At 68.1% G+C, this 23,175-nt stretch carries 27 protein-coding genes; 13 read left to right on the top strand and 14 right to left on the bottom strand.

Annotation, left to right across the window (positions count from 1 at the left end; genetic code table 11):
• Positions 1-294: 294 nt before the first annotated feature.
• The 3 genes from KXD96_RS13110 (at position 295) to KXD96_RS13120 (ending at position 2,880) form a co-directional block, all read left to right on the top strand.
• Entirely contained in the window at positions 295-1,083 is a 789-nt protein-coding gene (locus tag KXD96_RS13110; protein ID WP_260744949.1) for an SDR family NAD(P)-dependent oxidoreductase, read from the top strand.
• A 17-nt stretch (positions 1,084-1,100) separates the two neighbouring features.
• Positions 1,101-2,033, top strand: a complete 933-nt coding sequence (locus KXD96_RS13115; RefSeq protein ID WP_260744950.1) for a catalase family peroxidase — start codon at positions 1,101-1,103, stop codon at positions 2,031-2,033.
• A gap of 61 nt (positions 2,034-2,094) precedes the next feature.
• Positions 2,095-2,880 (top strand): sulfite exporter TauE/SafE family protein, encoded by a 786-nt coding sequence (locus KXD96_RS13120; RefSeq protein WP_260744951.1) that lies wholly within the window; start codon positions 2,095-2,097, stop codon positions 2,878-2,880.
• Between the two features lie 25 nt (positions 2,881-2,905).
• On the opposite strand, the gene KXD96_RS13125 is transcribed toward KXD96_RS13120, so the two are convergent.
• Positions 2,906-3,994, bottom strand: a complete 1,089-nt coding sequence (locus tag KXD96_RS13125; RefSeq protein ID WP_260744952.1) for a glutamate--cysteine ligase — start codon at positions 3,992-3,994, stop codon at positions 2,906-2,908.
• Between the two features lie 39 nt (positions 3,995-4,033).
• On the bottom strand, positions 4,034-4,471 hold the full coding sequence (locus KXD96_RS13130) for an anti-sigma factor antagonist (RefSeq protein ID WP_260744953.1): 438 nt from the start codon (positions 4,469-4,471) through the stop codon (positions 4,034-4,036).
• A gap of 154 nt (positions 4,472-4,625) precedes the next feature.
• Here KXD96_RS13130 and KXD96_RS13135 point away from each other — a divergent pair, with 154 nt between their 5' ends.
• The gene (locus KXD96_RS13135) at positions 4,626-5,246 is read left to right on the top strand and encodes a TetR/AcrR family transcriptional regulator (RefSeq protein ID WP_260744954.1); all 621 of its coding nucleotides are present in this window, start codon (positions 4,626-4,628) and stop codon (positions 5,244-5,246) included.
• Positions 5,247-5,255: 9 nt separating this feature from the next.
• Here KXD96_RS13135 and KXD96_RS13140 read toward each other — a convergent pair whose 3' ends face one another.
• Both KXD96_RS13140 and KXD96_RS13145 read right to left on the bottom strand, forming a co-directional pair.
• Complete coding sequence (locus tag KXD96_RS13140; protein ID WP_260744955.1) at positions 5,256-5,921, bottom strand: DedA family protein; 666 nt, start codon at positions 5,919-5,921, stop codon at positions 5,256-5,258.
• A 36-nt stretch (positions 5,922-5,957) separates the two neighbouring features.
• Entirely contained in the window at positions 5,958-6,776 is an 819-nt protein-coding gene (locus KXD96_RS13145) for an SGNH/GDSL hydrolase family protein (protein WP_260744956.1), read from the bottom strand.
• A gap of 50 nt (positions 6,777-6,826) precedes the next feature.
• Here KXD96_RS13145 and KXD96_RS13150 point away from each other — a divergent pair, with 50 nt between their 5' ends.
• A complete protein-coding gene (locus KXD96_RS13150) occupies positions 6,827-7,639 on the top strand; it encodes an IclR family transcriptional regulator (RefSeq protein ID WP_260744957.1) in 813 nt (270 codons plus the stop codon).
• Between the two features lie 79 nt (positions 7,640-7,718).
• On the opposite strand, the gene KXD96_RS13155 is transcribed toward KXD96_RS13150, so the two are convergent.
• From KXD96_RS13155 to KXD96_RS13175, 5 genes are read right to left on the bottom strand one after another with little or no spacing between them, the layout of a single operon-like run.
• Positions 7,719-8,441, bottom strand: a complete 723-nt coding sequence (locus KXD96_RS13155; protein ID WP_260744958.1) for a class II aldolase/adducin family protein — start codon at positions 8,439-8,441, stop codon at positions 7,719-7,721.
• Positions 8,438-9,232, bottom strand: a complete 795-nt coding sequence (hcaB, locus tag KXD96_RS13160; protein ID WP_260744959.1) for a 3-(cis-5,6-dihydroxycyclohexa-1,3-dien-1-yl)propanoate dehydrogenase — start codon at positions 9,230-9,232, stop codon at positions 8,438-8,440. Before hcaB ends, KXD96_RS13155 begins: the two co-directional genes overlap by 4 nt.
• Complete coding sequence (locus KXD96_RS13165) at positions 9,229-9,402, bottom strand: dihydrodiol dehydrogenase (protein WP_260745358.1); 174 nt, start codon at positions 9,400-9,402, stop codon at positions 9,229-9,231. Before KXD96_RS13165 ends, hcaB begins: the two co-directional genes overlap by 4 nt.
• A 50-nt stretch (positions 9,403-9,452) precedes the next feature.
• A complete protein-coding gene (locus KXD96_RS13170; RefSeq protein ID WP_260744960.1) occupies positions 9,453-9,977 on the bottom strand; it encodes a 3-phenylpropionate/cinnamic acid dioxygenase subunit beta in 525 nt (174 codons plus the stop codon).
• Complete coding sequence (locus KXD96_RS13175) at positions 9,974-11,272, bottom strand: aromatic ring-hydroxylating dioxygenase subunit alpha (protein ID WP_260745359.1); 1,299 nt, start codon at positions 11,270-11,272, stop codon at positions 9,974-9,976. The genes KXD96_RS13170 and KXD96_RS13175 overlap by 4 nt, the downstream gene beginning before the upstream one ends.
• 342 nt (positions 11,273-11,614) lie before the next feature.
• Between KXD96_RS13175 and KXD96_RS13180 the strand changes: the two genes are divergently transcribed.
• Genes KXD96_RS13180 through KXD96_RS13200 form a run of 5 tightly spaced genes read left to right on the top strand, consistent with a single transcriptional unit; the run spans position 11,615 to position 15,636 of the window.
• Positions 11,615-12,547: a Rieske 2Fe-2S domain-containing protein gene (locus tag KXD96_RS13180; protein WP_260744961.1), complete on the top strand. Its 933-nt coding sequence runs from the start codon at positions 11,615-11,617 to the stop codon at positions 12,545-12,547.
• Entirely contained in the window at positions 12,544-13,029 is a 486-nt protein-coding gene (locus KXD96_RS13185; protein WP_260744962.1) for a hemerythrin domain-containing protein, read from the top strand. The genes KXD96_RS13180 and KXD96_RS13185 overlap by 4 nt, the downstream gene beginning before the upstream one ends.
• Before the next feature lie 60 nt (positions 13,030-13,089).
• Positions 13,090-13,845, top strand: a complete 756-nt coding sequence (gene pcaH, locus KXD96_RS13190) for a protocatechuate 3,4-dioxygenase subunit beta (protein WP_260744963.1) — start codon at positions 13,090-13,092, stop codon at positions 13,843-13,845.
• Positions 13,838-14,410 carry a protocatechuate 3,4-dioxygenase subunit alpha gene (pcaG, locus tag KXD96_RS13195; RefSeq protein ID WP_260744964.1) on the top strand — a complete coding sequence of 191 codons (573 nt, stop codon included), beginning with the start codon at positions 13,838-13,840 and terminating at the stop codon, positions 14,408-14,410. Before pcaH ends, pcaG begins: the two co-directional genes overlap by 8 nt.
• Positions 14,407-15,636: a lyase family protein gene (locus KXD96_RS13200; protein WP_260744965.1), complete on the top strand. Its 1,230-nt coding sequence runs from the start codon at positions 14,407-14,409 to the stop codon at positions 15,634-15,636. Before pcaG ends, KXD96_RS13200 begins: the two co-directional genes overlap by 4 nt.
• Here the strand turns inward: KXD96_RS13200 and KXD96_RS13205 are convergent.
• Entirely contained in the window at positions 15,624-16,271 is a 648-nt protein-coding gene (locus KXD96_RS13205; protein ID WP_260744966.1) for a TetR/AcrR family transcriptional regulator, read from the bottom strand. The genes KXD96_RS13200 and KXD96_RS13205 overlap by 13 nt on opposite strands.
• A gap of 215 nt (positions 16,272-16,486) precedes the next feature.
• On the opposite strand from KXD96_RS13205, the gene KXD96_RS13210 reads away from it, so the two are divergent.
• Both KXD96_RS13210 and KXD96_RS13215 read left to right on the top strand, forming a co-directional pair.
• Positions 16,487-16,768 (top strand): DUF1876 domain-containing protein, encoded by a 282-nt coding sequence (locus tag KXD96_RS13210; protein WP_260744967.1) that lies wholly within the window; start codon positions 16,487-16,489, stop codon positions 16,766-16,768.
• A 28-nt stretch (positions 16,769-16,796) separates the two neighbouring features.
• Entirely contained in the window at positions 16,797-17,600 is an 804-nt protein-coding gene (locus tag KXD96_RS13215; RefSeq protein ID WP_260744968.1) for an HPF/RaiA family ribosome-associated protein, read from the top strand.
• Positions 17,601-17,637: 37 nt separating this feature from the next.
• On the opposite strand, the gene rtcB is transcribed toward KXD96_RS13215, so the two are convergent.
• Genes rtcB through KXD96_RS13230 form a run of 3 tightly spaced genes read right to left on the bottom strand, consistent with a single transcriptional unit; the run spans position 17,638 to position 20,630 of the window.
• Positions 17,638-19,056, bottom strand: coding sequence for an RNA-splicing ligase RtcB (gene rtcB / locus KXD96_RS13220; protein WP_260744969.1), 1,419 nt, complete (start codon positions 19,054-19,056; stop codon positions 17,638-17,640).
• Positions 19,057-19,071: 15 nt separating this feature from the next.
• Positions 19,072-19,494: an archease gene (locus KXD96_RS13225; protein WP_260744970.1), complete on the bottom strand. Its 423-nt coding sequence runs from the start codon at positions 19,492-19,494 to the stop codon at positions 19,072-19,074.
• 11 nt (positions 19,495-19,505) lie between these two features.
• A complete protein-coding gene (locus tag KXD96_RS13230) occupies positions 19,506-20,630 on the bottom strand; it encodes a hypothetical protein (protein ID WP_260744971.1) in 1,125 nt (374 codons plus the stop codon).
• A gap of 105 nt (positions 20,631-20,735) precedes the next feature.
• Between KXD96_RS13230 and KXD96_RS13235 the strand changes: the two genes are divergently transcribed.
• Positions 20,736-21,824, top strand: a complete 1,089-nt coding sequence (locus tag KXD96_RS13235) for a YncE family protein (protein ID WP_260744972.1) — start codon at positions 20,736-20,738, stop codon at positions 21,822-21,824.
• A 3-nt stretch (positions 21,825-21,827) separates the two neighbouring features.
• Here KXD96_RS13235 and KXD96_RS13240 read toward each other — a convergent pair whose 3' ends face one another.
• Positions 21,828-23,174: a nicotinate phosphoribosyltransferase gene (locus KXD96_RS13240; protein ID WP_260744973.1), complete on the bottom strand. Its 1,347-nt coding sequence runs from the start codon at positions 23,172-23,174 to the stop codon at positions 21,828-21,830.
• Between the last annotated feature and the right edge of the window lies 1 nt (position 23,175).

Raw genomic sequence — 23,175 nt, forward strand, 5'->3', positions numbered from 1 at the left:
GCCGCCGTCATGGCCGTGGCAACGGCCATTGCGGCGACGGCGACCCGCCGGGGACGCGTTGGCGTCGGCGAAAACATGCGGTAGCTCCTGATCCGGCCTCGGGCGAAGGAGATTCGCCCGCTGGTTCTAACCATCTCTCCGCGCGGGTGCGGTGTCCACGACCGCGCCACAATTTGCTGATGGCTCTCGCCCACGAGCATAGGCGGCACCCGTCGTAAGATTTTGCTCCCGCGAGCCGCCCGGTGTGTCAACATGTCTGCGGCCTAACAGGATCTTCAGCCGAGGGGACCAGACGTGGCGAACCCTGACCGCGCCGCCCCGCGCACCTTCGTCGTGACGGGCGCCGCGTCCGGAATCGGCCTGGCGACCGCCAGGCGCCTGCTGGCCGAGGGAGGCACGGTGATCGGCGCCGACCTGGCCGCCGCGCCCGACCTGGGGCCCCGGTTCCAGTTCGTGACCGCCGACGTCACCGACGAAGCCGCGATCGCCGAGGTGCTGGCCGCCGTCCCGGACCGCCTCGACGGGGTCTTCCACGCGGCCGGCGTCGCCGGGGGCGGTCCGGTTCATCTGCTCGACCGGGCCGAATGGGACCGGGTGATCGGAATCAACCTCACCGGCACGTTCCTGGTCGCCAAGGCGGCGCTGGCCCGGATGATCGAGCAACCCCGCGTCGACGGCGAACGGGGTTCGCTCGTGACCGTCGCCAGCGTCGAGGGCCTGGAAGGGACGGCGGGTGGCAGCTCGTACAACGCGGCCAAGGGCGGCGTAGTCCTGCTCACCAAGAACATCGCGCTCGACTACGGACCGAGCGGCATCCGCGCCAATGCCATCTGCCCCGGATTCATCGAAACGCCAATGGCCCAAAGCGTCTTCGGTCTGCCGGGCATGGAGGGCCCGCTGGAATCCATCACCGAAGAACACGCCCTGCAACGGCTGGGCCGGCCGGAGGAGGTCGCGGCCATGGCGGCGTTTCTGCTGTCGCCCGACGCCTCATTCGTCAGCGGCCAGGCCATCGCGGTCGACGGCGGTTACACCGCGGGCCGCGACCACGGCGTCGTCAAACTCTTCGGCTTTCCCTCGTAACGCCTTAGGATTCGCGCATGGTCACTCCCGACGAGGCGATCGAGGCGATTCGGGGCACCGGCGGCGCGCAACCGGGCTGTCGCGCGCTGCACGCCAAAGGCACCCTCTACCGCGGCACCTTCACGGCAGCGCCCGACGCGGTCATGCTTTCGCGCGCAAAGCATCTCGATGGCTCGACGGTCCCGGCGCTGATTCGCTTCTCCAACGGCGCCGGGGATCCCCGGCAGCGCGACAACCTGCCGGGGATCCGCGGGATGGCGGTGAAGTTCACCCTGCCCGACGGCTCCACCACCGACGTGTCGACGCAGACCGCGCGCCTGTTCCTCTCGAGCACTCCGGACGGATTCGTCGATCTGCTCAAGGCGATGCGGCCCGGCCTGACCACGCCGCTGCGCATGGCCAAACACTTCCTCACCCATCCGCGGCTGCTGGGCGCGCTGCCGGTGCTGCGCGACGCCAACAGGATCCCGGCGAGCTACGCCACCATCGAATACCACGGCTTGCACGCCTTCCGCTGGGTCGCCGACGACGGCAGCGCCAGATTCGTTCGCTATCACCTGGTTCCGGCCGCCACGGAGAATTACTTGTCGGCGCTGGCCGCCCACGGCAAGTGTCCGGACTTTCTCACTGACGAGCTGAATGCGCGCCTGGGCGCCGCGCCGGTGCGGTTCCACTACCGCGTGCAGATCGCCGGGCCCACCGACTCGACGGTCGACCCGTCGGCGCCGTGGCGGAGCAATCAGATCGCGACCGTCGGCACCCTCGAGATCACCGGGCCGGAGAGCGAGCGCGAGCACGGCGGCGACATCGTCGTGTTCGACCCGATGCGCGTGACCGACGGCATCGAGCCCTCCGACGACCCGGTCCTGCACTTCCGGACATTCGCATATTCGGCGTCGGTCAAGCTCCGCGCCGGCGTCGAGCGCGGGGCCGAGGCCCCGCCCGCCTGACCGAGCAGCCGAACCCGCCGGCGCCCGGAACGAAACCGGTGGCACGCTAAGCTTTTTCCCAGTGTCGCCTTCCCACATGCTCCTGATCTGCCTGGCCGGGCTCGGCGCCGGCGTCATCAACGCGCTCGTCGGGTCCGGCACCCTGATCACCTTTCCCACACTGGTCGCACTCGGCTTCCCCCCGGTCACGGCCACCATGTCGAACGCGACCGGTCTGGTCGCCGGCAGCGTGTCGAGCACCTGGGGCTACCGCGCCGAGCTGCGCGGTCAGTGGAATCGTTTGCGCTGGCAGCTCCCCGCATCGCTGGCCGGCTCGATACTGGGCGCCTCCCTGCTGCTGCACCTGCCGGAGAAGGTCTTCGCCGAGGTGGTGCCGGTGCTGTTGGTGCTGGCGCTGGTGCTGGTGGTCATCGGGCCCCGGATCCAGGCGTGGACCGGCAGGCGCGCCGAGGCGGCGGGCCGCTCACCCGAGCACATCACACCGGCCCGCATGGCGGTCCTGGTGCTCGGCACGTTCGGCGTCGCCGTATACGGCGGCTATTTCACCGCCGCTCAGGGCATCCTGTTGGTCGGCCTGATGGGTGCGCTGCTGCCGGAGTCGGTGCAGCGGATGAACGCGGCCAAGAATCTGCTGACGCTGGTGGTCAATGTTGTTGCCGCGGCGGCCTATACGTTGGTGGCGTTCGGCCGCATCAGCTGGCCGGCGGCCGGGCTGATCGCGGCGGGCTCGCTGGTCGGCGGACTGGTCGGGGCCCGCTACGGGCGCCGGTTGTCGGGGAAGGCGCTGCGCGCCACGATCGTGGTGGTGGGTCTGATCGGGTTGTATCGACTGGTCGCCGTGGCATGATCGGAAGGGCTGTGCCGCAACAAGTTCAGCTCAGCGTGGCGGTGGCGGCTTCTTCGATGACGTCCATCACGTCACCGCGCTTGCGCCACGCCCGCTGCTGGCGGATCGCCCCGTTGCCCTGCGCGGCGACCCGGTCGAGTTCGCTTGCGACGCGGTCATATTCGCCGAGCGACTCCAACGCGGGCCGGACGCGTTGCACGAGCGCGTCCAGCTGCTCACGCGCGGGCACCGCTCCGCGGCCATGGATCAGGTCGAGCGTGCGCCCGGCGAGCCCGTCATGGGCGGCCTTCCAGTACGCCGCGCGCAGCGCCGCCGGCGGAAGCCGCCCGGGTTCGTCCTCGCCTGCTTCGAGCGCCGTCATCACCGCGGCCCTGACCAGGGTGGCGAGCAGCACCGTTTCCGCAACGGTTGCGGGCACGTCGGCTACCCGCACCTCGATCGTCGGGAAGTTCTCCGACGGTCGCACGTCCCAATAGATCATCTTGTGGTCCAGGATGACTTCGGCGTCGATGAGCATCCGCACCGTACGGTCGTACTCGTCGGGCGAGGGGAAGAAGGGTGGCGGTCCGGCGACCGGCCAGCGCCGCCACAGGATGCTGCGCCAGCTGGCGTAGCCGCTGTCGGCGCTGCGGTACACCGCCGAATTCGCCGACAGCGCAAGCAATGACGGCAGCCACGGCCGCAGCCAGTTGCTGACCCGGATGGCGGCCGCGCGGTCCGGAACCTGCACGTGCACATGACATCCGCAAATGCCTTGCTCGTGCGCGACCATCCCGTACTCGGCGCCTATCCGCCGATAGCGGGGAGTGTCGGTGACGGGAAACTCGTGCGGCGTGGCGGGCGGAAGCCCGGCCGCGAGCAGCCGCAGCCCTAAGGCCTCAGCCGCCTGCGCCGCGGTGCGCCGCAGCCGGGACAGGTCGTCACCGAGCTCCGAACTGGTCGCCACGACGCCGGACGTGGTTTCCACCTGGCAGCTGCTCAGTTCCAGCTCCAGCTCGACCCCGCGGCGCTCGGCCTCGGCGGCCACATTGGTGTTGCGCGGAGCCGGTGCACCGGTTCGCGAGTCGACGAGGAGGAATTCCTCCTCCGCGCCGAAGGTGGGAGGGTCGCTCATCCAACCGGGGCAGAGCCGATCAGTGCCTGTGTTGCCCCGTCACCAACGGGCCGCGGACGCCAGCGCGGAATCGACGCTGGGGTAGATGGGCAGCAGGGCGGACAGGCCGCACGCGTCGATGATGCGGGCGACGATCGGCTCGCAGCTCACCAGGCGAAGTTCGATACCGCGGTCCTTGCAGCGCTTCGCCTCATCGGCCAGGACGGAGAAGGCGCAGCAGCCCATGAAGTCCAGTCCCGTGACGTCGACAACGAGGGGCCCGGGCGCGATCACGATGCCGGCGACTTCGCTGACCAGCTGCCGCCAGGTGTGCTCGTTGCAGGCGTCGATCTCCCCGCCCGCATAGATCAGCACCGCCGGACCGCTGCGATCGGCGGTCGCGCGCAGTGTGCTGTTCGGATCGCCCAGCTCGTAGACGAGCTTGGTGCTCAGCATGAGGTGGGTGGTTGTCATAAATTCTGCAATGGCCGAGCTCATCGTGGACTCCTAATCGACCGGCGTCTACGACGCTGCGATGGATGCCCGTCCTGCCATCTGAAGACAGACTCTTCGCGGAATGCGAATCTCATTTCTATAACAAGACAGGTCAGTCTGTCTACATATCCCGGCTAAGAGTATGTTGTGGGTTGCCATGACAACCTCCGATGTCGGAACGCCTCCCGTGTCGGCTCGTGAACGCATCCTGACCGCCGCATACGACCTGTTCAGCCGGCGCGGGATCCGCGCTGTCGGCACCGAAGAGGTGATCGAGAAGGCCGCTGTCGCCAAGGCCACGTTGTACCGCCATTTCGCGACCAAGAACGACCTCGTCCTGGCCGTGCTGCAGCGGCGCGAGGAACTGTGGACGTACGGCCTGATCGATGAGCAGTCACGCCAGCGGGGCGAGACGCCCGAGGAGCAATTGCTCGCGATCTTCGACGTCATGCACGACTGGATCCAGCTTCGCGACGGCTACGAAGGCTGCTCGTTCATCAACGTGCTGCTCGAGCTGGGGCCGGACTCTCCCGCCGGACGGGCCTGCATCGTCCACATCGACCACGTCCGCGACATCGTCCGTCAGCGCGCCGTCGCGGCGGGGCTGATCGACGTCGAGGACTTCGCCTCGTCCTGGCACATCCTGATGAAGGGCGCCATCGTGCTGGCGGCCGTGGGTGACTCGGATGCGGCCCTGCGCGCCCGCAGGATGGCGGTCGGCCTCATCGAAGAGCACCGGCCGGTCGCTCCGGAGGATCTCGGCGAGGCGGCTAGTTAGCCGCGGGTGTCAGGCGGCGTCGGCCGCGGTGCTTTCCGCCTTGCGGTAATGCTCGGCCTCGAGTTCAGCGATGGCCCGCGAGGTGCGTTCGCGCAGCGCGAAGGCGGCGATGAGGCCGAACACGATCGCGATGACCAGTGCTACCCAGGAGAGCCGCTCCAGCCAGCGTTCCGCGGCCATCCCGGCGAAATACACCAGCGCGGTGGTGCCGCCGGCCCAGCAGATGGCCCCCGAGACGTTAGCCGACAGGAAGCGCGGATAGTGCATCTTCAGGGCTCCGGCCAGCGGGCCGGCGAAGATGCGCAGCAGCGCGATGAAGCGGCCGAAGAAGACCGCGCGAACTCCCCAGCGGTTGAACAACTTTTCGGCCAACGCGACGTGTCCGGGACCGAAATGTTTGGGGAACCGCCGGCCGAGGCGGTCGAAGAGGGGCAGGCCGAACCGGCGCCCGATCGTATAGCCGATCGAGTCGCCGACCACGGCGCCGATCACCGCCGCGACACCGACGCCGACGGGGTTGACGGCCAGGCCGTCGTGCGACGACATCAGCGCCGCGCTGACCAGGATGATCTCGCCGGGAAGCGGAATGCCCAGGCTCTCGAGCCCGACGACACCGCCCACCACCAGGTAGACCGCGAGCGGCGGGATCGAATGCAGCAAAGCCTCCACGTCCATGCGTCCAGGATGCCTGACCGCCCGGCGGAACGCGCACTAAACCGTCCGGTTCGCGTCGGCCGGTCTGCTCGGCGTGCTGAGGCTGTCCAACCGCGGCCGTTTGGGTTCTCGCCCGTCGGCCGAGGACATGCCGCGCAGCCGGCGCCAAATCCAGGGGAAGAAACTGTCCTGCGTCCAGCGCAGCTGCTCGTAAGCGCCGGTGGTCAGCGGCCGCCGCCTGGCCTCCGGGCTGGCGTAGGCCCAATCATGGTTGCTGCCAGGCAAATTCAGGGCCTCGGCGGCCGCGGCGGCGAACAGCGTGTGCCCTTTGGTGGAGGCGTGCACCCGGTCGATGGCCCAGGTGTCCAACTCGCGCATCGACGGCGCGTTGTACAGGTCGACGAGGCCGAATCCGTAGCGTTCGGCGGCCGCCGTGATCGCCGCGTTGATGCGGGTGAGGCGCCCCGAGACCAGCCGTCCGAGCGGGAGGAACTGCGCGACGTTCGGAAAGGTCGTCGTCACCACCGTCGCCCCGGATCGCGCCAGCGTGGCGTAGAGGCGCTCGAGATCGACCAGGGCGGGGCCGAACGACCGCCCCGGCTGGATGACGTCATTCATCCCGGCGCACACGGTGATCAGGTCCGGCCGCATCGCCAGGGCTCGCGGGACCTGTTCGTGCAAGACGTCGGCGATCCGTTTGCCGCGGATCGCCAGGTTGGCGTAGTGCAGGCCCGGGTAGAGCGAATCGAGGGTGACGGCGAGCCGGTCAGCAAACCCGAGGAGACCCACGACGTCGTCGCCGTCCCACAAGCCCTCGGTCTGGCTGTCCCCGATGGCGACGTAACGGCGATATCCGGAAGGAATAGCCCCGTACACGAAGCCGAGAATAATCGAACGGATCCCCCATAACTGGTTACCGTGACTGCATGGCGAAAAGGCGTGCGGGGCGTCGGGAGGGCGCCGCAGCGCCGGCCGCCGATTCGCTTGCGCCGCAGTATCCGATCGAGTCGGTCGACAACGCGCTCAAGCTGCTGCTGCTGTTGGGCGAACAACCCCAGATCCGGTTGAGTGAGGCCACCCGTTATCTGGGCGTGGCGTCCTCCACCGCGCATCGGTTGCTGGCCATGCTGGCCTACCGCGGGTTCGTCCGTCAGGACCCGGTGTCGAAGGCATACCTGCCCGGCCCGTCCCTGACCGGCGTCGCGTTCGCGATCTTCGGCCGCATCGACATCCCGCGATCGGCCGCCCCCATCATGCGTAGCCTCGGCGAACAACTGCGCGAAACGGTTCACGTCGGGATGCTGGACGGCGCCAGCGTCCGGTTCATCGCCGCCGTCGAAGGCCCGGCCGCGGTCCGGGTGGCATCCCGGCTGGGCCGCAGCATGCCGGCGCATTGCACGTCGACGGGCAAGGTCATGCTGGCGCAGCTGCCCGAGCCGGAGCTCCGTCAACTGTTTCCGCACGAGCGGTTGGAACGCATCACGTCATCCTCGATCGGCAGCCGGACCGAGCTGGAGGCCGAGCTTGCCGCCATCCGCCAGCGCGGATACGCCATCAACCGCGAGGAGAGCGAGGAAGGCGTCGCTTCCGTCGCGGTGCCCATACCGACGCGGGCCCCGGGCCTGCGCCTCGCGCTCAACGCGGCCGCACCCCAAAACCGGCTGGACGATATCCGGTATGCGACGGTGGCGGCCGCACTTGTCAAGGCAGCCAAGGAGATTGGCGATCAACTCGGTTGATGACCGACCGCTCCGGCTGCGCGGCGCGGGATTTCCGGTCGCAGGAATACATCGTCGAGCATGAACCTGTGACACCAGCTCAGTCGGCCGGTAACCGCGCCACTTCGTGACGCCACGCGGCATCCGTGGTGAACGACGGCCCGAGGTCGGGCAGCTCGTCCCAGTCCGCGTCGTCGATATCCCGCAGAGTCCCGCCGGCGGCCTGCACCCGCAACGACATTCGGGCCAGTGTGTCGAGGCTGATCGCCTGCAGCACCGCCTGCGGCACCGTGGCGGCCGCGCTAGTGATCCCATGTCCGCGGCAGATCACCACCGGCCGTCCGCGCATGGCCGCCACCATCTCCTTGCCCAGCGCCGCGGTCCGGATCAAGACGGCGCGCTCGTAGACGGGCACGCCGCCGCGCGCGAGCCACGCGCCGGGAATGTCGAAGGCGCCGTAGATCGGCCGGATCGCGATGCCGGCGAGGTCGGCGGCGACCACGGCGGGCGGGTGCAGGTGCGCGACAACCCGGTGCCGCGAATCGGCCAGCATGGTCTCGACGTGGATGGGCAGCTCGTTGGGCACCCAGTACCCCTCGAGTTCGCCTGCGGTGCCGGCGGTTCCGTCGAACTTGATGAGCCGGACGTCGCCGGGCCGGGTGAACGCCACGCCGGTGTCGGTGTCGCTGCGGCAGCGGATGAGTAGGCGCTCGTCGTCGACACGCAGGCTCAGGTGGCCCAGGATCCCGTCCACCAGGCCACGAGCCGCCGCCACCCGGCAGCCCTGCGCCACCAGCGCGCGTTGCTCGTCGAGGGACGTCATTGCGGTGCGCTCAGCCCGAATCCGCCGTCGGGGCGCACGGTTTCGCCGGTGATACCGCGGGCTCGATCGGAGGCCAGGAATACGAAACTCCAGGCGTGGTCCGCGCCGGTGAGCGCGACGTTGAGTGGGGTACGGGCCGCCAGATCGCGCGACCGGCCGGGGGTGTCGTCGAGGCGGGCGCCGTCGAGCCCCAGGCTGGCCAGCCCGCGCAGGTCGGTGTTCAGCGTGCCGCCGGGCGCCACCCCGTTGACCCGGATCTGCGGTGCGAGTTCGTGCGCCAGCGCCGTCACGAGGCCCCGCACGGCGAACTTCGACGACACGTACAGCACGCCGCCGCGCCCGGGATAAAACGACGAAGCGGACTCGGTCAGGACGATGCAGGGGCCGGTTCCGGCCCGCAGCGCGGGAAGGGCCGCCTTGACGGACTGCAGGTGGCTGAGCACGTTGGTGCGAAACATCTCGTCGAACGCGCCGGACAGCGCGTCGGCGTCGATCTCGCCGACGCCCTGATAGAAGTCGAAGACGCCGACGCAGTTGACCAGGGTGTCCAGCCCGCCATAGGTATCCACCGCGACGCCGACCGCTCGTTCGTTGGCCTCGCGGGTGATGGCGTCGCCCTCGACCACCGGCAACTCGGGCAACTGCTCGCGCAAGGTGTTGCACTTATCCCGGTCTCGTTCCAGCACAACAACTGTCGCGCCCTCGGCGAGGAAGGCGTCGACGACGGCGCGGCCGATTCCAGATCCCCCGCCGACGACCAGGGCGCGTTTGCCGTGCAGCCAGTCGGTCATGGCTCGTCACCTTCGTCGGGCAGCAGCGGGCCCTCGGGATTGCCGACCATGGCAGCCAGCGTACGGGTGTTTTGCCGGGTCAGCGCCTCCAATTCGAGCGCGTCCAGGCTGATCGACTGCCCGGTTCGCGGGGCGCTGATGAGTAGCCGCGATCCGTTGCGGGTGTCCATCCGCCGGACCTCGACTTCGGCGAATTCGTTTGCCACCGTGATTGGTTCGCTCACAGGAACACCGCCAGGTTTTGCATCCGCAATACGGACTCGTCGACAAAAATTGCGCGGCGCGCCAGCTTGAGTGTTTGTTGAGATTCGTCGCACCTACGCAGCAGATCCTCGCGGCCGCAGGACAGCAGCGCGCTCTCGTTGACGTCTCCCCGGCTGCGGAACAGCAACTCGGCAGACTCCACAATCAGGTGCGCGTCATCCTCGACAAACGTGCGCACGTTGGTGATGAAGTGACGCAGCCGCGACGGCGGATCCTCGGCCCAGGCGTGCTCGGTAGCCATCCGCGCGACGCGCTGGCTCAGCGAATATTTGTCCTCGTCGAAGTGCGCCATCCCCGGTGAGGTGTCGAACCCGGCGCCGCGGGCGGTGGTGACCCGCACGGGCATCACGTAGCGGACGTCGTCGGTCAGGGTGTCCAGCCACGCCTCGTACTGCTGGGCGTCCAGCATCCAGGCCTCGTCCACCAGGAACTGGTGCGCCTGCAGGTGCCGGACATCGTTGAAGGGCAATGGTTTTCTCATGCGCCGGCCCCCTGCAGGTAGTCCGCCCACAGGTTCAGCAGCGCGCGCTGGTTGTACTCGTTGTAGCCGACCTGCGCGCGGCCCGGCCCGTGGAACGACTCGGCGGTCAGCGGCTCGACGACCGGGCTGCCGTCGGACAGCAGGCCCATCCGGCTGTTCAGCAGCAGCCGCCGCGCCATCGAGCCGCCGGCGGTGGTGGTCAGCGAGACCCAGTTCTCCACGTCGTCTTGCTCGAACATGCCGGTGGAACCGAAGCACATAAGATACGCCTTGTACGAATCCTGTTTGTATTGCGGGGGAGCGGCGGAGTCCACCGCGAACCACGAGCACACCTCGGTTTCGTTCTCGCTGATTGGCTGCCACAGCCGGATCGAGATGAAGGGCAAGGTTTCGTCGTCCTGGCCGTCGCGCACCTTGGGCCAGTTGTGCACGAAACTCAGGTTCGGAAAGCAGGTGGCGGCCGAGATCATGAACCCGTCCTCGCCGACCATGCGCTGTTGTTGCGGCGTCCACACGTCTTTGATCCGGCCGATCATCTCGTCGGGATAGCCGACGTAGCGCATCCGTTCGTCGAAGCCGCCCGGCGGAAGCTTGTAGGTGGTGCCGCCGCCGCGGTGCGCCCAATAGGTGGCGCCGTCCTTGCGCTTCTGCGCTTTCGGCTCGCGGAACAGGCCGATGTCGACGATCGACGCGTGGGTGTGCGGCGTGTGGTACATGTCGCCGGCGAAGTTCTCGGCGCCGATCTTCCAGTTGGCCTTGATGCGCCAGCGCTGCGGCCCCCGGACCTCCAGGCCGCCGGTGCTCTGCTTGGTGTAGAAGTCCAGATAGAACTTGAAGTCGCCGAGGAAGTCCTCCAGCGGTTCGGCCGCGGGGTCCATGCTGACGAACAGCAGGCCGTTGTAGCTTGCGAATTTCGGTGCGGGCAACAAGGTTTGGGCGCTCCTGGCAAACCCGTCCTCGCCCCCGTACGCCTCCCGGTGGAACGGCAGCCCGGTGAGCCGGCCGTCGTTGCGGTAGGTCCAGCCGTGGTAGGGGCAGCGGAAGTTGGAGGCGTTTCCCATCTCCGCGCGACACACCTGCATGCCGCGGTGCAGGCACATATTGAACAAGGCCCGCACATCGCCGCCCGCGTCGCGGGTGATGATGAAGGAGTCGTCGAGCACCCGGCGCACCACGTAGTCGCCGGCGTGCGGGATCTCGGACTCGTGCGCCACGAACGTCCACGCCCGGCCGAACAGCCGCTCCTTCTCCAGCGCGAACAGCCCGGCGTCGTTGTAGATGTGCGCGGGGATCATGCCCCGGCGGACGCTGGCGAAAAGGCGGTCGGAGACTGGGTCGAAGTCCTCGCGATGAGCTGTCACGACACCGCCGTCCTGTCTGCTGTGCAGAAATCTTTTCCGCTTAGTAGAATCTCGTATTCGTCCACCGCGGTCAATGCACCCGGCCGCGCGCCCAGCCGTCTACAAGGATGCTTTGTGGCAACTCCCAGGTTGCTGACAGCCGGATGGCCGGATGAGCGGGCTACGGTGGTCACGTCAGCTGCGCTGCGTGTGTGATCATGCGGTAAACGAGGGATAAATTGGGCGATTTTGCGGTAATTGCGCCCTTCTGTCAACGAATCTGAGGAAGGACTGGTGATGGCCGCTCGGGCACTGGATGGCCGATTGCAGAAGCTCGGAACGCGAGTGGTGTCCGCTATCGGGCGTCAAGAGTGGCTGGATCGGCCGAGCTATCGGTTCGAACACTTTCTGAGCTTCGCCTATAACGGCCTGGGCGGCGCACGCAACGCCGTCGCCAACGCTTTGCACGGAGTGTGGCTGGGACACCCGGTCCATCCGCCGTTGGCGTCGCTGACGAGCGGCGCGCTCGGCACCACCGTCGCGCTGGACGCCCTCAGCCTGCTGCCGGGCCGGCCGGCCAGCGAAGTGCGCGACGCGTCGACGTTCGCGTCGCGCGCCCTGGGGGTGGGCATCCTGGCCAGCATCGGGTCCGCCGTCACCGGCGTCACCGATTGGCAGCACACCCACGAGGAGGACCGCCGCGTCGGCGCGGTGCACGGCCTGGTGAACCTGGCGGCCACCGCCCTGTACGCGCAATCGTGGTGGGACCGCCGCCGGGGCCGCCACGGCCGCGGCATCGCCCTCACCGCACTGGGTTACGGCATCACCGTCGCGGGCAGCTACCTGGGCGGGGCGTTGGTGTTCGAGTCCGGCATCGGCATCGACCAGTCGGGCGCGCGGCTGCGCACCACCGAATGGACGCCCGTGCTCCCCGCGAGCTCGCTGAACGGAAAACCGGTGCGTGTCGAGGTCGACGGAGTGGGCCTGGTGGTGTGCCAGACCGAGCCCGGGGAGGTCGCGGCGTTCGGGGAGCGCTGCCCGCACCTGGCGGCGCCGATGGCCGACGGCTGGATCGACCGGGGCCGGCTCGTATGTCCTTGGCACGGTTCGTGGTTCGCGGCCGAGTCGGGAGAGGTACTGCGCGGCCCAGCGGCGGCGCCGCTGCCGTGCTATGAGGCCAGGCTGGTCGACGGAATGGTTGAGGTGCGTGCCGAGGAGGTAGCCCAGTGAACGCCTACGACGTGCTGAAAGAACACCACATCATGCTCAAGGGCCTGGGCCGTAAGGTCAGCGAGGCGCCGGTGAATTCCGAAGAGCGGCATGCCCTTTTCGACGACATGCTGATCGAACTCGACATTCATTTCCGCATCGAGGACGACCTGTACTACCCGGCCCTCAAAGACGCCACCAAGCTGATCGCGGTCGCCCATGCGGAGCACCGCCAGGTGATCGACCAGCTGTCGGTGTTGCTCAAGACCCCACAGAGCGCGCCCGGTTACGAGGACGAGTGGAACTCGTTCAAGACGGTGCTGGAGGCCCACGCCGACGAAGAGGAGCGCGACATGATTCCGGCTCCCCCGGAGGTGAAGATCACCGACGCTGAGCTCGAGGAACTGGGCGACAAGATGGCCGCGAAGATGGAACAATACCGCCGGTCCGCCCTGTATAAGATGCGCACGAAGGGGCGGACGGCGCTGGTGCGCTCGCTGTAACTGCGGCGACACCGCCGGCTTGCGGCGTCCGCCCGGCCGTCGGGAGTAGCGTCACGGTTCATGAACCCCGAGTGCGCCGCTTCTCAGGGTGACATCACGGCCGAGATGGCCGCCATCGCAGCCGAATACCGCGGTAGCGCAGCGCAGCCCCGGCTCGACTACCCGCCCTACCGCGCCACCATCCTGCGCCATCCCCGACACCCCCTGGCGCCGGTCGATCCCGAGGAAATCGAGCGCTGGGCGCCGTGCTTCGGCCACCAGGACGTCGACCCGCTCGACGCCGACCTGACGGCCGGCCACGCCGGCCCACCCCTCGGAGAACGCGTGATCGTGGCCGGCCGGGTGCGCGACGGCTTCGGCAAACCGGTGGCGGGTCAGCTGATCGAGATCTGGCAAGCCAACGCCGGCGGCCGCTATCGCCACCAGCGCGACCAGCACCCGGCTCCGCTGGACCCCAACTTCACCGGCGCCGGCCGGTGTCTGACCGGGCCGGACGGCTCGTACCGCTTCCTCACCATCAAGCCCGGCCCGTATCCGTGGCGCAATCACCACAACGCGTGGCGCCCGGCGCACATCCACTTCTCCATCTTCGGGACGGCTTTCCCGCAGCGCCTGGTCACCCAGATGTACTTCCCGGGCGACCCGCTGTTCGACCTCGATCCGATCTTCCAGTCGGTCCTCGACCCGGCCGCGCGTCGACGGCTGATCGCCCGCTACGACCACGACCTCACCGAGCCGGAGTACGCGACCGGGTATCGCTGGGACGTCGTGCTGTCCGGGGCGCGGAAAACCCCGATGGAGGGCCACGATGAGTGAATGTGCCTGCACCCCAGGGCAAACCGTCGGCCCCTTCCTGCACCTCGGGTTGCCGTACTCCGGCGACAGCGCCCTGGTGGGCGATGGGCATCCGCATGCGGTCCGGCTGCACGGCACCGTCTACGACGGCGCCGGTGACGGCGTCCCGGACGCCCTGGTCGAGTTGTGGCAACCCGACGGCACCGGCCGCATCCCGCGGCGGGCCGGTTCGCTGCGCCGCGGCCATCAAGACGACGCGGGTTTCACCGGCTGGGGCCGGTGCGCGACCGACGCCGCCGGTCGCTACGCCTTCACCACCGTGGCGCCCGGTTCGGCGGGCGCCGGCCGGCCGGCGTTCTTCGCCCTCACCGTGTTCGCGCGCGGCCTGTTGGACCGGCTGTTCACCCGCGCCTACCTCCCCGGCACCGACCCGGGCGCCGATCCGCTGCTGGCGGGCCTCGATGCTGAGCGGCGCGCCACCCTGCTGTGTGACGCCGAAAGCGATTGCCGGGCTTACCGTTTCGACATCCACCTGCAGGGCCCGCGCGAGACGGTGTTTTTGGCGTACCGGGACGGTGCCCGATGACCAACCTGTTGTGGCCCGGGGATCATCGGGCCGGGGAGCACATGACGGACCGGGCGCTGCTGGAGTCGATGGTCGCGGTGGAGTCCGCCTGGCTCGACGCGCTGGCCGGTGCCGGCCTGGCCCCGGCCGAGTGCGCGGGGTCGGACCTGCCAATGCTGTTGACCCCCAACGACTGTGAATCCCTGGCTGCCGCCGCCGAGGACGGCGGCAACCCGGTCATCGGCCTTGTCGGCCTGCTGCGGAAACGGGCCGCGCCGGCCGTGGCACCGTGGATCCATCGCGGGCTCACCAGCCAGGACGTCCTGGACACCGGCCTCATGCTCGGCGTGCGCGGCGTCGTCACGGAGCTGGCCGCGCAAGTCGCGGGCCAAGTCTCGACCCTCACCGAGCTCGCCACGCTGCACCGCGTGACGCCGATGGTGGCGCGCACCCTGACCCAGCACGCCGCGCCCACCACGTTCGGGGCGAAGGTGGCCGGCTGGCTGAACGGCGTCGTCGACGCCGTCGAGGGGTTGTCCGCACTGGTCGTGCCCATCCAGATCGGTGGGGCCGCGGGGACGTTGGCCGCCAGCACGGAGCTGGCGGCGCTGCTCACCGGCGCCGCCGACGCCGCCGGAGTCTCGACCGGGCTGGTGCGGAACACGGCGACGGCTTTGGGTTTGGTCACCCGGCTGCCGTGGCACACGACGCGGACACCGGTCACCGCGGCGGCCGACGCGTTCGTCGGCTGCACCGACGCTTGGGGCCGGATCGCCTCGGACATCGTCACCATGGCCCGCCCGGAGATCGGCGAACTGAGCGAGCCGGGCGACGCGAAGCGCGGGGGCTCGTCGTCGATGCCGCACAAGCGAAACCCGGTGTTGTCCATCCTCATCCGCCGCGCCGCCCTGTCCGCACCGCAGCTGGCCGCGACCCTGCACACCGCGGCGGCGCTGGCCAACGACGAGCGGCCCGACGGCGCCTGGCATGCCGAATGGGACGCCCTGCGCACGTTGGCGCGGCGCACCGTCGTCGCCGGATCCCAATGCGGCGAGTTGCTGGCCGGTCTGCAGGTGCACGCGGAGCGGATGTCCGAAAACCTCGAGGCCGCAGACGTTTCGGGGGAACAGGAAGCGGTCGCCGAGCTGGCGGCGAAGCCGCCGTCGCCGACCTACTTCGGAGCGGTGGACCGGCTGATCGACGAGAGCCTGGACCGGGCCCGAAGGGCGCTCGGTCAGCGTTGGTAGATGCTGGCCAGCCAGATGTGCAGCAACGTGTCGACCGCCCGGTCCTCGGGCATCGCCTGGTCCTCGGCGGTGAAGGTCGCGGCCATCACCCGCTCGCTGAGCATGTTGAGGGCGATCGAGAGCTGCTCGGCCGGGATGGTGTCGGGGGCGGCACCCCGCCCGCGCTCCGCCTCGATGGCCGCCGTGGTGAGCGAGATCCACCTCTGCATGAGCGTGGACCACAACTGCCGCACCTCCGGGTTGGTCGCCTTCGCGGCGGCGCCGGCCACGGCGACCGCCGGGTGAGAGCCCGACACCTCGAAGAAAGCCTCGATGCGCGCGCGCCACAGCTCCGCGGGATCGCCGGACGATATTCCGCCCAGCGACCGGAGGGCCGCATGCGCCTTGCCGTTCATCTGGTCGAGCAGCGACAGCAACACCGCGTTCTTCGAGCGGAAATAGAAGTAGAAGGTGGGACGCGAAATCCCGGCGCCTTTTGCTAGGTCGTCCACGGAAAAGTCGGCGAGCGGCCGTTCTTGCAGAAGGCGCTCCGCCGTGGCCAGAATCGCCTGTTCGCGGTCGTCACCCGAGTGCGATGACGACCGACGGCCCCGCGAGGCATGCAGGTACTTGGTCTGTGTCGGGAGGGTGGACACGCCCGTTACTGTCGGGCACGCCGATATACGCGAACGAAACTGTTGATTAATCCCAGCAATAATGTCGATTAAGTTCGACGCTTTCTTTCCCGCATCCACACATTTGCTGGCCCGTTCCAAGGCGAGACCGTCCCGGGGGCCGGCCGACGAACGACCCCGCGATTCGGGACTTCCGCCCCTACTGTGGCCCCGGCGCGCAATGGTCGCATCTGATCATGACGAAGAACGACGAGGGCACCAAGACATGCCACATCGACGTGCTGGTTGAAGAGCGCGACGAAAAGACCCGGGCGAAGGCGCGGCTGTGCTGGGCGGACAAGACGCTCGTCGGCATCGGCCTGGCGCGACTGGATCCGGCCGACGAGCCCGTGGCCGCGATCGGCGACGAGCTCGCCATCGCCCGAGCGCTGTCCGATCTGGCGAATCAGCTGTTCGCTGCGACATCCGCCGATATCCAGGCCAGCACGCACGAACCCGTCACGGGTTTGCATCACTGAGCGACAGCGACGAAGCGCGAGACGCACTATGAAACGACGACCCGATTTACCGCCTGCCTTCGACGTGCAGGTAACGACGAGCGGCCAGCTGCCCGGCGCCGAGGATTACGCGCGGACAAAGATCGGCGATCTCGGCCGCCTCACCCACGAACCGGTGCTGCACGCCCACGTCAAGCTGGGCGAGCACGGCGACCCCGCGGTGGCTCGCCGGGTGATCGCGCAGGCAAACCTCGACGTCAACGGCCGGCTGGTGCGCGCGCAGGTCGAAGGCGTCACCGCGCGCGAAGCGATCGACCGACTCGAGGGGCGGCTGCGTCGTCAACTCGAGCGCGCCGCCGAACACTGGGAAGCCAAACGAGGTGGCATGCCCGGTCGTGGCCCGCATGAATGGCGGCACCAAACCGAGCCGGCGCACCGGCCGAAGTACTTCCCACGGCCGGAAAGTGAGCGCCGAATCGTGCGGCACAAGTCGTACAGCCTGCCCACCTGCACGGTCGAGGAGGCCGCGCTGGAGATGGAGCTGCTCGACTATGATTTTCACCTCTTCACCGAGCAGGGCACCCATCAGGACAGCGTGCTCTACCGGGGAGGTCGGGCCGAATACCGCCTGGCACAAGTGAATCCGGCGACCGCGGACGAGCTGGCGCCGTTCCGGTTGCCGCTGACCATCAGTCCGCAGCCGGCCCCGCGGCTGACGGTCGAGCAGGCCATCGAGCGGATCGGGTTACTCGGCCTGCCGTTCCTGTTCTTCGTTGACACCGCCAGGGACCGTGGCAGCGTGTTGTATCACCGCTACGACGGGCACTACGGAATCATCATCCCGGCGAGCTGAACGCACGCGGCAGGCCGACAGGCGTCGCGGCCCGCACTTACCCTTTGACGCACCCCACTGGCATCAAGCGAGCCACTTTGCTCGCCAGGCCACCCTGATGGCTCGCCTCGACGACCGCGTCGATGTCCTTGTAGGCCTCGGGTTTTTCCTCGGCGAGACCCCTGCGGGAGGTCCCGCGCACGAGGACGCCGCCCTGTGCGAGGCGTGCACGCACGTCGTCGCCGCTGGTGTGACGGGCCGCCTGGTGACGGCTCAACGTGCGCCCGGCGCCATGGGCGGTGGAAAAGAAGGCCGGGTTGCCGGCAACCCCGACGAGCACGTAAGAGGCGGTGCCCATGGTGCCCGGTATCAGCACGGGTTGACCGACCGCCGCCAGATCGGCCGGTAGCTCCGGATGATGTGGCGGCAGTGAGCGGGTCGCACCTTTGCGGTGCACACACACCGAGCGCGGGTGACCGTCGATGGTGTGCACCTCGACCTTGGCCAGGTTATGCGAGACGTCGTAGAGCACATCCAGGGATGTACCGGCCTCCTCGAAGACGCGGCGCGTCGCTTCGGTCAACAGTTGCCGGTTGGCGCGTCCGTAATTGGCGGCGGCGGCCATCGCCGCGAGGTAAGCCTGCCCCTCGGGAGAGCGCACCGGCACACACGCCAATTGGCGGTCGGGCACCGAAATGCCGTAACGGCTCATGACATGCTCCATGAGCCGGACGTGATCGGTGCAGATCTGGTGTCCCAGGCCACGCGAGCCGGTGTGGATCATGACGCAGACCGTTCCTTCGGCCAAACCCAGCCGGGTCGCCGCGACCGGATCAAAGATGCGGTCGACGGTCTGGATTTCGAGGAAATGGTTGCCGGAGCCGAGGCTGCCGATCTGGTCGAGGCCGCGTTCGACCGCCCGGTCGCTCACCGCGGCCGCGTCCGCCCCGGCCATCACGCCGCCGTCTTCGCACCGCTCAAGGTCCCGTGTGGCGCCGTGTCCCTGCTCCACCGCGAACCGGGCACCACCGGTCAGCACTTGCTGCAATGTGTCGCGATCGGGCAGCCGCCACACACCCTTGGTGCCCACGCCGCGCGGTATCGCGCGATCGAGCCGGTCCATGATCGCGGGCAGGCGTGCCCGCAGCCGGTCACGGTCTAACTCGGTGCTCACCAAAAGCCTTACACCACAAGAGATGTCAAAGCCAACTCCGCCCGGTGAAACGACCCCGCCATTCTCGATGTCGGTGGCCGCCACACCACCGATCGGGAATCCGTAGCCCCAGTGCACATCGGGCATCGCGAACGACGCACGGACAATTCCCGGCAGCGTGGCCACGTTGACCACCTGCTGCAGCGCCATGTCGCCTTCGTCGTGGGGCAGCAGCTTTCTGGATGCGAACACTATTCCGGGCACCCGCATCGCGCCCTCTTTTTCGATCCGGAACCGGTACGGGGTCTCTTCGATGAGCTTCATGCGCATGCCCTTGTCTTACACATCGAGGGTCACCAGGCACTGCCAGCCTTGCCGGTCGCGCGAGAGCCGGAGATCGTTGAGTGACACCGCCTTTGGCACCGCGCCCACTTGGGCCAGCGCATGCGCGTCGGTCATCGCGAACGCGACCTCGACGCCATCGCCGACGTCGTGCAGCTCGAGATCGATGGGCGCTTCACCGGACGTATCCAGCAGGTAGATGACCTCATCGAGCACGGCTACCAGCAGATCGTCATCGCTATCCGCGGTCAGCCGGCGCCGACGGGTGTGGTCCGCACGCGCCGACGACAGGTCCAGGAAGCTTTCGACGACCCCGAGCACCGCCTGCCGGATACAGCCATCACGGGTAGGCGCCCAGGCTTCGATGCGCAAGTCCGCCGTGTGCGGCACGGCTCGGTGCCCTGAACCATGGTGTGCCACGGCGTTTGGGACTACGTACCGCGCCGACCGACCCTGTCGCCGGTCGCGTACCGCAGCAGCGCCCCCACTCCGTCGCTGGGCGTGATCCGGTCACCGGCTCGCACCAACGAGGCGCCCACCGCGATCGCGTTGAACGGCAACGCCTCGTCGGCCCTCGCCACGCGCACCACCGGTTCGCCGAGTTCGGACAGCGCATCCGCATCCGGTGCGATGGTGGTCAGCGCTTCACCCGTGACCACGGTGGCGTCGCCCAGCTCACCGACTATCAGGGTGCCGACATTGCCGTCGCGCAGTGCCGCACACACCGCGGCCACCCCTTCGGCGGCCAGCCCGGAGCCGCGTCCGATCTGCGCTTCGAACCGGTCGGTGATGGCGGTCAGCTCGGCGTCGCGACGGCGATCGAACTCCGCGGCCGTGATTTCGCGGACTTCGCCCTCGTCGATACCGCGCTTGCGGGCTGCGGCGTGCACCCGCGACACGCGTGCGGCCACCCGCTCCGGCAACTCGGCGGTTAGGTCCGCGAGGGAACGGACCTCGCCGCGGAGGAACACCACCTCGGGATCGGCGTCGTCCACCAGTCGGGTGAGCTCGTCGGCGACCGCGCGGCAGTTCATGCGGATGGCTTCCTCGGTGGTGTGCTGGAAGTCACCGTAGCCGTTCCACCCGGCCGTGGCCGGCTTGTGCACCGGGTAGCCGCCACCCTCGATGGTTGTGCAGGTGACGGTGGCACCTTGATACAGGCTGATGTCCGCGCCGGTGTGGTCAACCGTGGCGAACACGTAGGTCGGTCGCTGCATCTGCGTGTCGATCAGCGGCACGACATAGGGGTAATCCGACAGGCGGACCTCCGTCGCCGCGGGCGGGTTGACCAAGTGCTCGTTGACCAGCACCTCATCGCTGGTCGCGATCACCGCACGGCCCCGCCGGCCGACGGGCGGACGATGCTGCAGCACGGCTTCTTCGAGCGCGCCCAGAACCTTCGCGCCGGCGCCCATGCCTTCGAGTTGCCTGCGGATGTCGCCCCACTTCGCTTCGAGCTGCTCAACCGCATCCAAGGTGTCGTGTGAGTCGTCGAAATAGACCGACACGAAGGGCCCTTCTGCTTTCACCAGCCCCTTGAGGTGATCCGAGTGCATACCAATCCTCCGCTGCTTGCGTCGTTGTGTTCGCCAACCGTATGGCGGACGTCGGTGAGTTCACGAGGGTCGTTAGCCCCCAGCTGCGGGACCAACGTCGTTTTCTTGAGGACTTTCTTCCCTACGTTCGCCGCGGCCGGGTTGCGAACGATGGGCGACGTGGAGCGACGAGCCGGGGGATCCGTCATCACGACCATTGCGCTCGGGGACCGGGTGAACGATCTCGCCACCAACCCAGGTAATTCCGTCGCCTACGCGGCCTTGACCGACTCGGTCGCGCTGCTCAGCAGCCAGCATCGGATCTCATGCGTCATACCGGTCGGCGGACATCCGAGGGCGCTGGCCATCGCCGCCGACGGCAGCCGGCTGTACGCGGCCAACCAGGGCGGCTCGGTTTCGGTGATCGACATTTCCGACCACCGCGTCGCCGTCATCCCCGACGCGTGCTGTGCACAGCAAGTCGACACCGCGGACGGTGCGCTGATCTACGTGGGCGGCAATGCCGCGAGTGGTGGCCGGGTCTCGGTGTTGGGCGAGGGGGGTGCCATGGTCGCAGTCGTTGACGGCTTGGACGGCTCCGCCGTCACCGATCTTTCCGCAGACTCCGAACGCCGACGCGTATACGTCGGGGTGCGCCGGCGCAGCGATCACCACCACCAGTACGACGCCGGCTCACTCGGCGTAATCGACACCGCCGCCAACGCCGCGATCCACACCATCGGCCTGGTCGGGCCGCCCGATAGCCTCACCATGGGTCCGGACGGATCGGTGCTGTACGCGACGCACTACGACCACTCGTGCGTTACGGCGATCGACCTCGCGACTTACCGGGTCACACGGATCAAGCTGGGCGACAATCCGATTGGCGTGCAAATAACGCCGGACGGGCTGCAGGCGTACGTGACCGGCCGATGCTCGCTGTCGGTCATCGACACCATGGCCGGTGAGGCGAATCGAATCCCGGTCGGCGATCTGCCGCGCTGCGTGCGGATTAGTCCCGACGGTAAAAACGCCTACGTCAGCAACTTCGGCGATCACACCGTGTCGGTCATCGACACCATCGAGGGATGCGTGGCCGACACCTTCGACGTCGGCGGGAATCCCGAAGCGCTGGCGGTGAGCCCCGATGGTGACCGGCTCTATGTCGGTGACTATTGGTCCGGCACCGTCACCGTCATTTCGGTCCAGCCGTAGTCGTCAACTCATCGATTGCCACGCACGGCGCAGTTTTTCGAGGTCGCGCGCGATCCCCGGGCTGATGTCCACCGGGTAGGACCAGTCGCCGGCTTCCAGGGAGCGAAGCTGGGGCGGAAGCCGATCGACCTGCTGGCGCGCCCAGTCTCGCGACACCGACAGGTCGGCATCGCCCTGCGGAAGGCGCCGGCCATTCTTCATGACGAGCACCAGCAGCGGCTCGCCGTCGAGTTGCTCGTCGGCCCTGCCGATTGTGTCGCCGGCGAAAATTCCCCGGTCGTCGAGCCGGCGTACGACTTGCTTGCGTCCGGGATAGATAACTTTGCCGCTGGAGAACTTGGTCCGCCCGGTGCCCTCGTACTCGACGAGTTTGTAGGCCATGTCGAGCGCGGGCGCGTCCTGGGCGACTACGAGCTTGGTGCCCACCGCGAAAGTGTCGATCGGGCAGCCCTCGTTCATCAGCGCCGCGATGCGGTACTCGTCGAGGCCCGACGACGCAACGATCTCAACGTGATTCAAACCCGCCGCGTCGAGCTTGGCGCGTGTCGCCTTCGATAGGGCACCCAAGTCCCCGGAATCCAGCCGCACAGCCGCCACGTCGAAATCCTTGCGCTTTCGGGCGAGTTCGATGACGTGGTCGACACCTTCGAGCGTGTCGTAGGTGTCCACCAATAGTGTCGTGCCGGGGTAGAGCCGGGCGAATGCGTCGAAAGCGTCCACCTCGTTGTCGAAGGCCTGAACGAAGCTGTGTGCCATGGTGCCGACGGCGGGGATGCCATACGTGCGCGCGGCCAGCAGGTTGGAGGTGCCCGCCAGGCCGGCGAGGTAAGCGGCCCGCGCGACCTTGTTTGCCGCGTCCGTGCCATGTGCACGCCGCGCGCCGAAATCGATAACCCTTCGGCCCCGGGCGGCTTCAACCATTCGTGCGGCCTTGCTGGCGATCACGCTTTGCAGGTGGATCTGGTTCACCACGAACGTCTCGAACAGCTGGGCTTCCATGATGGGGGCGATAACCTGGACGATCGGTTCGTTCGGAAAGACCACCGTCCCTTCCGGCACGGCCCACACGTCCCCGGTGAAGCGAACCTCGGACAGCGAGCGCAGGAATTCCTCTGTGAACAACCTCAATTCGCGCAAGTAGTCGATGTCGGCCGGCTGGAAATGAAACGATTCGAGAAAGTCGAGCACGTCGGACAGGCCGGCGGCCATCACGTAGGAGCGGCCCTGGGGGAGCTTGCGAAAGAACGTCTCGAATACCGCAGTCCCCGACATGCGTTCGGCCGCATAGGCTTGCGCCATCGTGACCTCATAGAGGTCGGTGAACAGCGCGGAAGAGTATTCGGTTGTCATG

It is taken from the genome of Mycobacterium sp. SMC-2, assembly GCF_025263485.1.
In the GTDB taxonomy this organism is placed as follows: Bacteria; Actinomycetota; Actinomycetes; order Mycobacteriales; family Mycobacteriaceae; genus Mycobacterium.

Excerpts from the sequence above, each read along its gene's own strand:
- KXD96_RS13115 (WP_260744950.1), top strand. The coding sequence starts at position 1,101 with ATGGTCACTCCCGACGAGGCGATCGAGGCGATTCGGGGCACCGGCGGC.
- KXD96_RS13125 (WP_260744952.1), bottom strand. The coding sequence starts at position 3,994 with ATGAGCGACCCTCCCACCTTCGGCGCGGAGGAGGAATTCCTCCTCGTC.
- KXD96_RS13130 (WP_260744953.1), bottom strand. The coding sequence starts at position 4,471 with ATGAGCTCGGCCATTGCAGAATTTATGACAACCACCCACCTCATGCTG.
- KXD96_RS13135 (WP_260744954.1), top strand. The coding sequence starts at position 4,626 with ATGACAACCTCCGATGTCGGAACGCCTCCCGTGTCGGCTCGTGAACGC.
- KXD96_RS13140 (WP_260744955.1), bottom strand. The coding sequence starts at position 5,921 with ATGGACGTGGAGGCTTTGCTGCATTCGATCCCGCCGCTCGCGGTCTAC.
- KXD96_RS13150 (WP_260744957.1), top strand. The coding sequence starts at position 6,827 with ATGGCGAAAAGGCGTGCGGGGCGTCGGGAGGGCGCCGCAGCGCCGGCC.
- KXD96_RS13155 (WP_260744958.1), bottom strand. The coding sequence starts at position 8,441 with ATGACGTCCCTCGACGAGCAACGCGCGCTGGTGGCGCAGGGCTGCCGG.
- hcaB (WP_260744959.1), bottom strand. The coding sequence starts at position 9,232 with ATGACCGACTGGCTGCACGGCAAACGCGCCCTGGTCGTCGGCGGGGGA.
- KXD96_RS13165 (WP_260745358.1), bottom strand. The coding sequence starts at position 9,402 with ATGGACACCCGCAACGGATCGCGGCTACTCATCAGCGCCCCGCGAACC.
- KXD96_RS13170 (WP_260744960.1), bottom strand. The coding sequence starts at position 9,977 with ATGAGAAAACCATTGCCCTTCAACGATGTCCGGCACCTGCAGGCGCAC.
- KXD96_RS13175 (WP_260745359.1), bottom strand. The coding sequence starts at position 11,272 with ATGATCCCCGCGCACATCTACAACGACGCCGGGCTGTTCGCGCTGGAG.
- KXD96_RS13180 (WP_260744961.1), top strand. The coding sequence starts at position 11,615 with ATGGCCGCTCGGGCACTGGATGGCCGATTGCAGAAGCTCGGAACGCGA.
- pcaH (WP_260744963.1), top strand. The coding sequence starts at position 13,090 with ATGAACCCCGAGTGCGCCGCTTCTCAGGGTGACATCACGGCCGAGATG.
- pcaG (WP_260744964.1), top strand. The coding sequence starts at position 13,838 with ATGAGTGAATGTGCCTGCACCCCAGGGCAAACCGTCGGCCCCTTCCTG.
- KXD96_RS13200 (WP_260744965.1), top strand. The coding sequence starts at position 14,407 with ATGACCAACCTGTTGTGGCCCGGGGATCATCGGGCCGGGGAGCACATG.
- KXD96_RS13210 (WP_260744967.1), top strand. The coding sequence starts at position 16,487 with ATGACGAAGAACGACGAGGGCACCAAGACATGCCACATCGACGTGCTG.
- KXD96_RS13215 (WP_260744968.1), top strand. The coding sequence starts at position 16,797 with ATGAAACGACGACCCGATTTACCGCCTGCCTTCGACGTGCAGGTAACG.
- rtcB (WP_260744969.1), bottom strand. The coding sequence starts at position 19,056 with ATGAAGCTCATCGAAGAGACCCCGTACCGGTTCCGGATCGAAAAAGAG.
- KXD96_RS13230 (WP_260744971.1), bottom strand. The coding sequence starts at position 20,630 with ATGCACTCGGATCACCTCAAGGGGCTGGTGAAAGCAGAAGGGCCCTTC.
- KXD96_RS13240 (WP_260744973.1), bottom strand. The coding sequence starts at position 23,174 with ATGACAACCGAATACTCTTCCGCGCTGTTCACCGACCTCTATGAGGTC.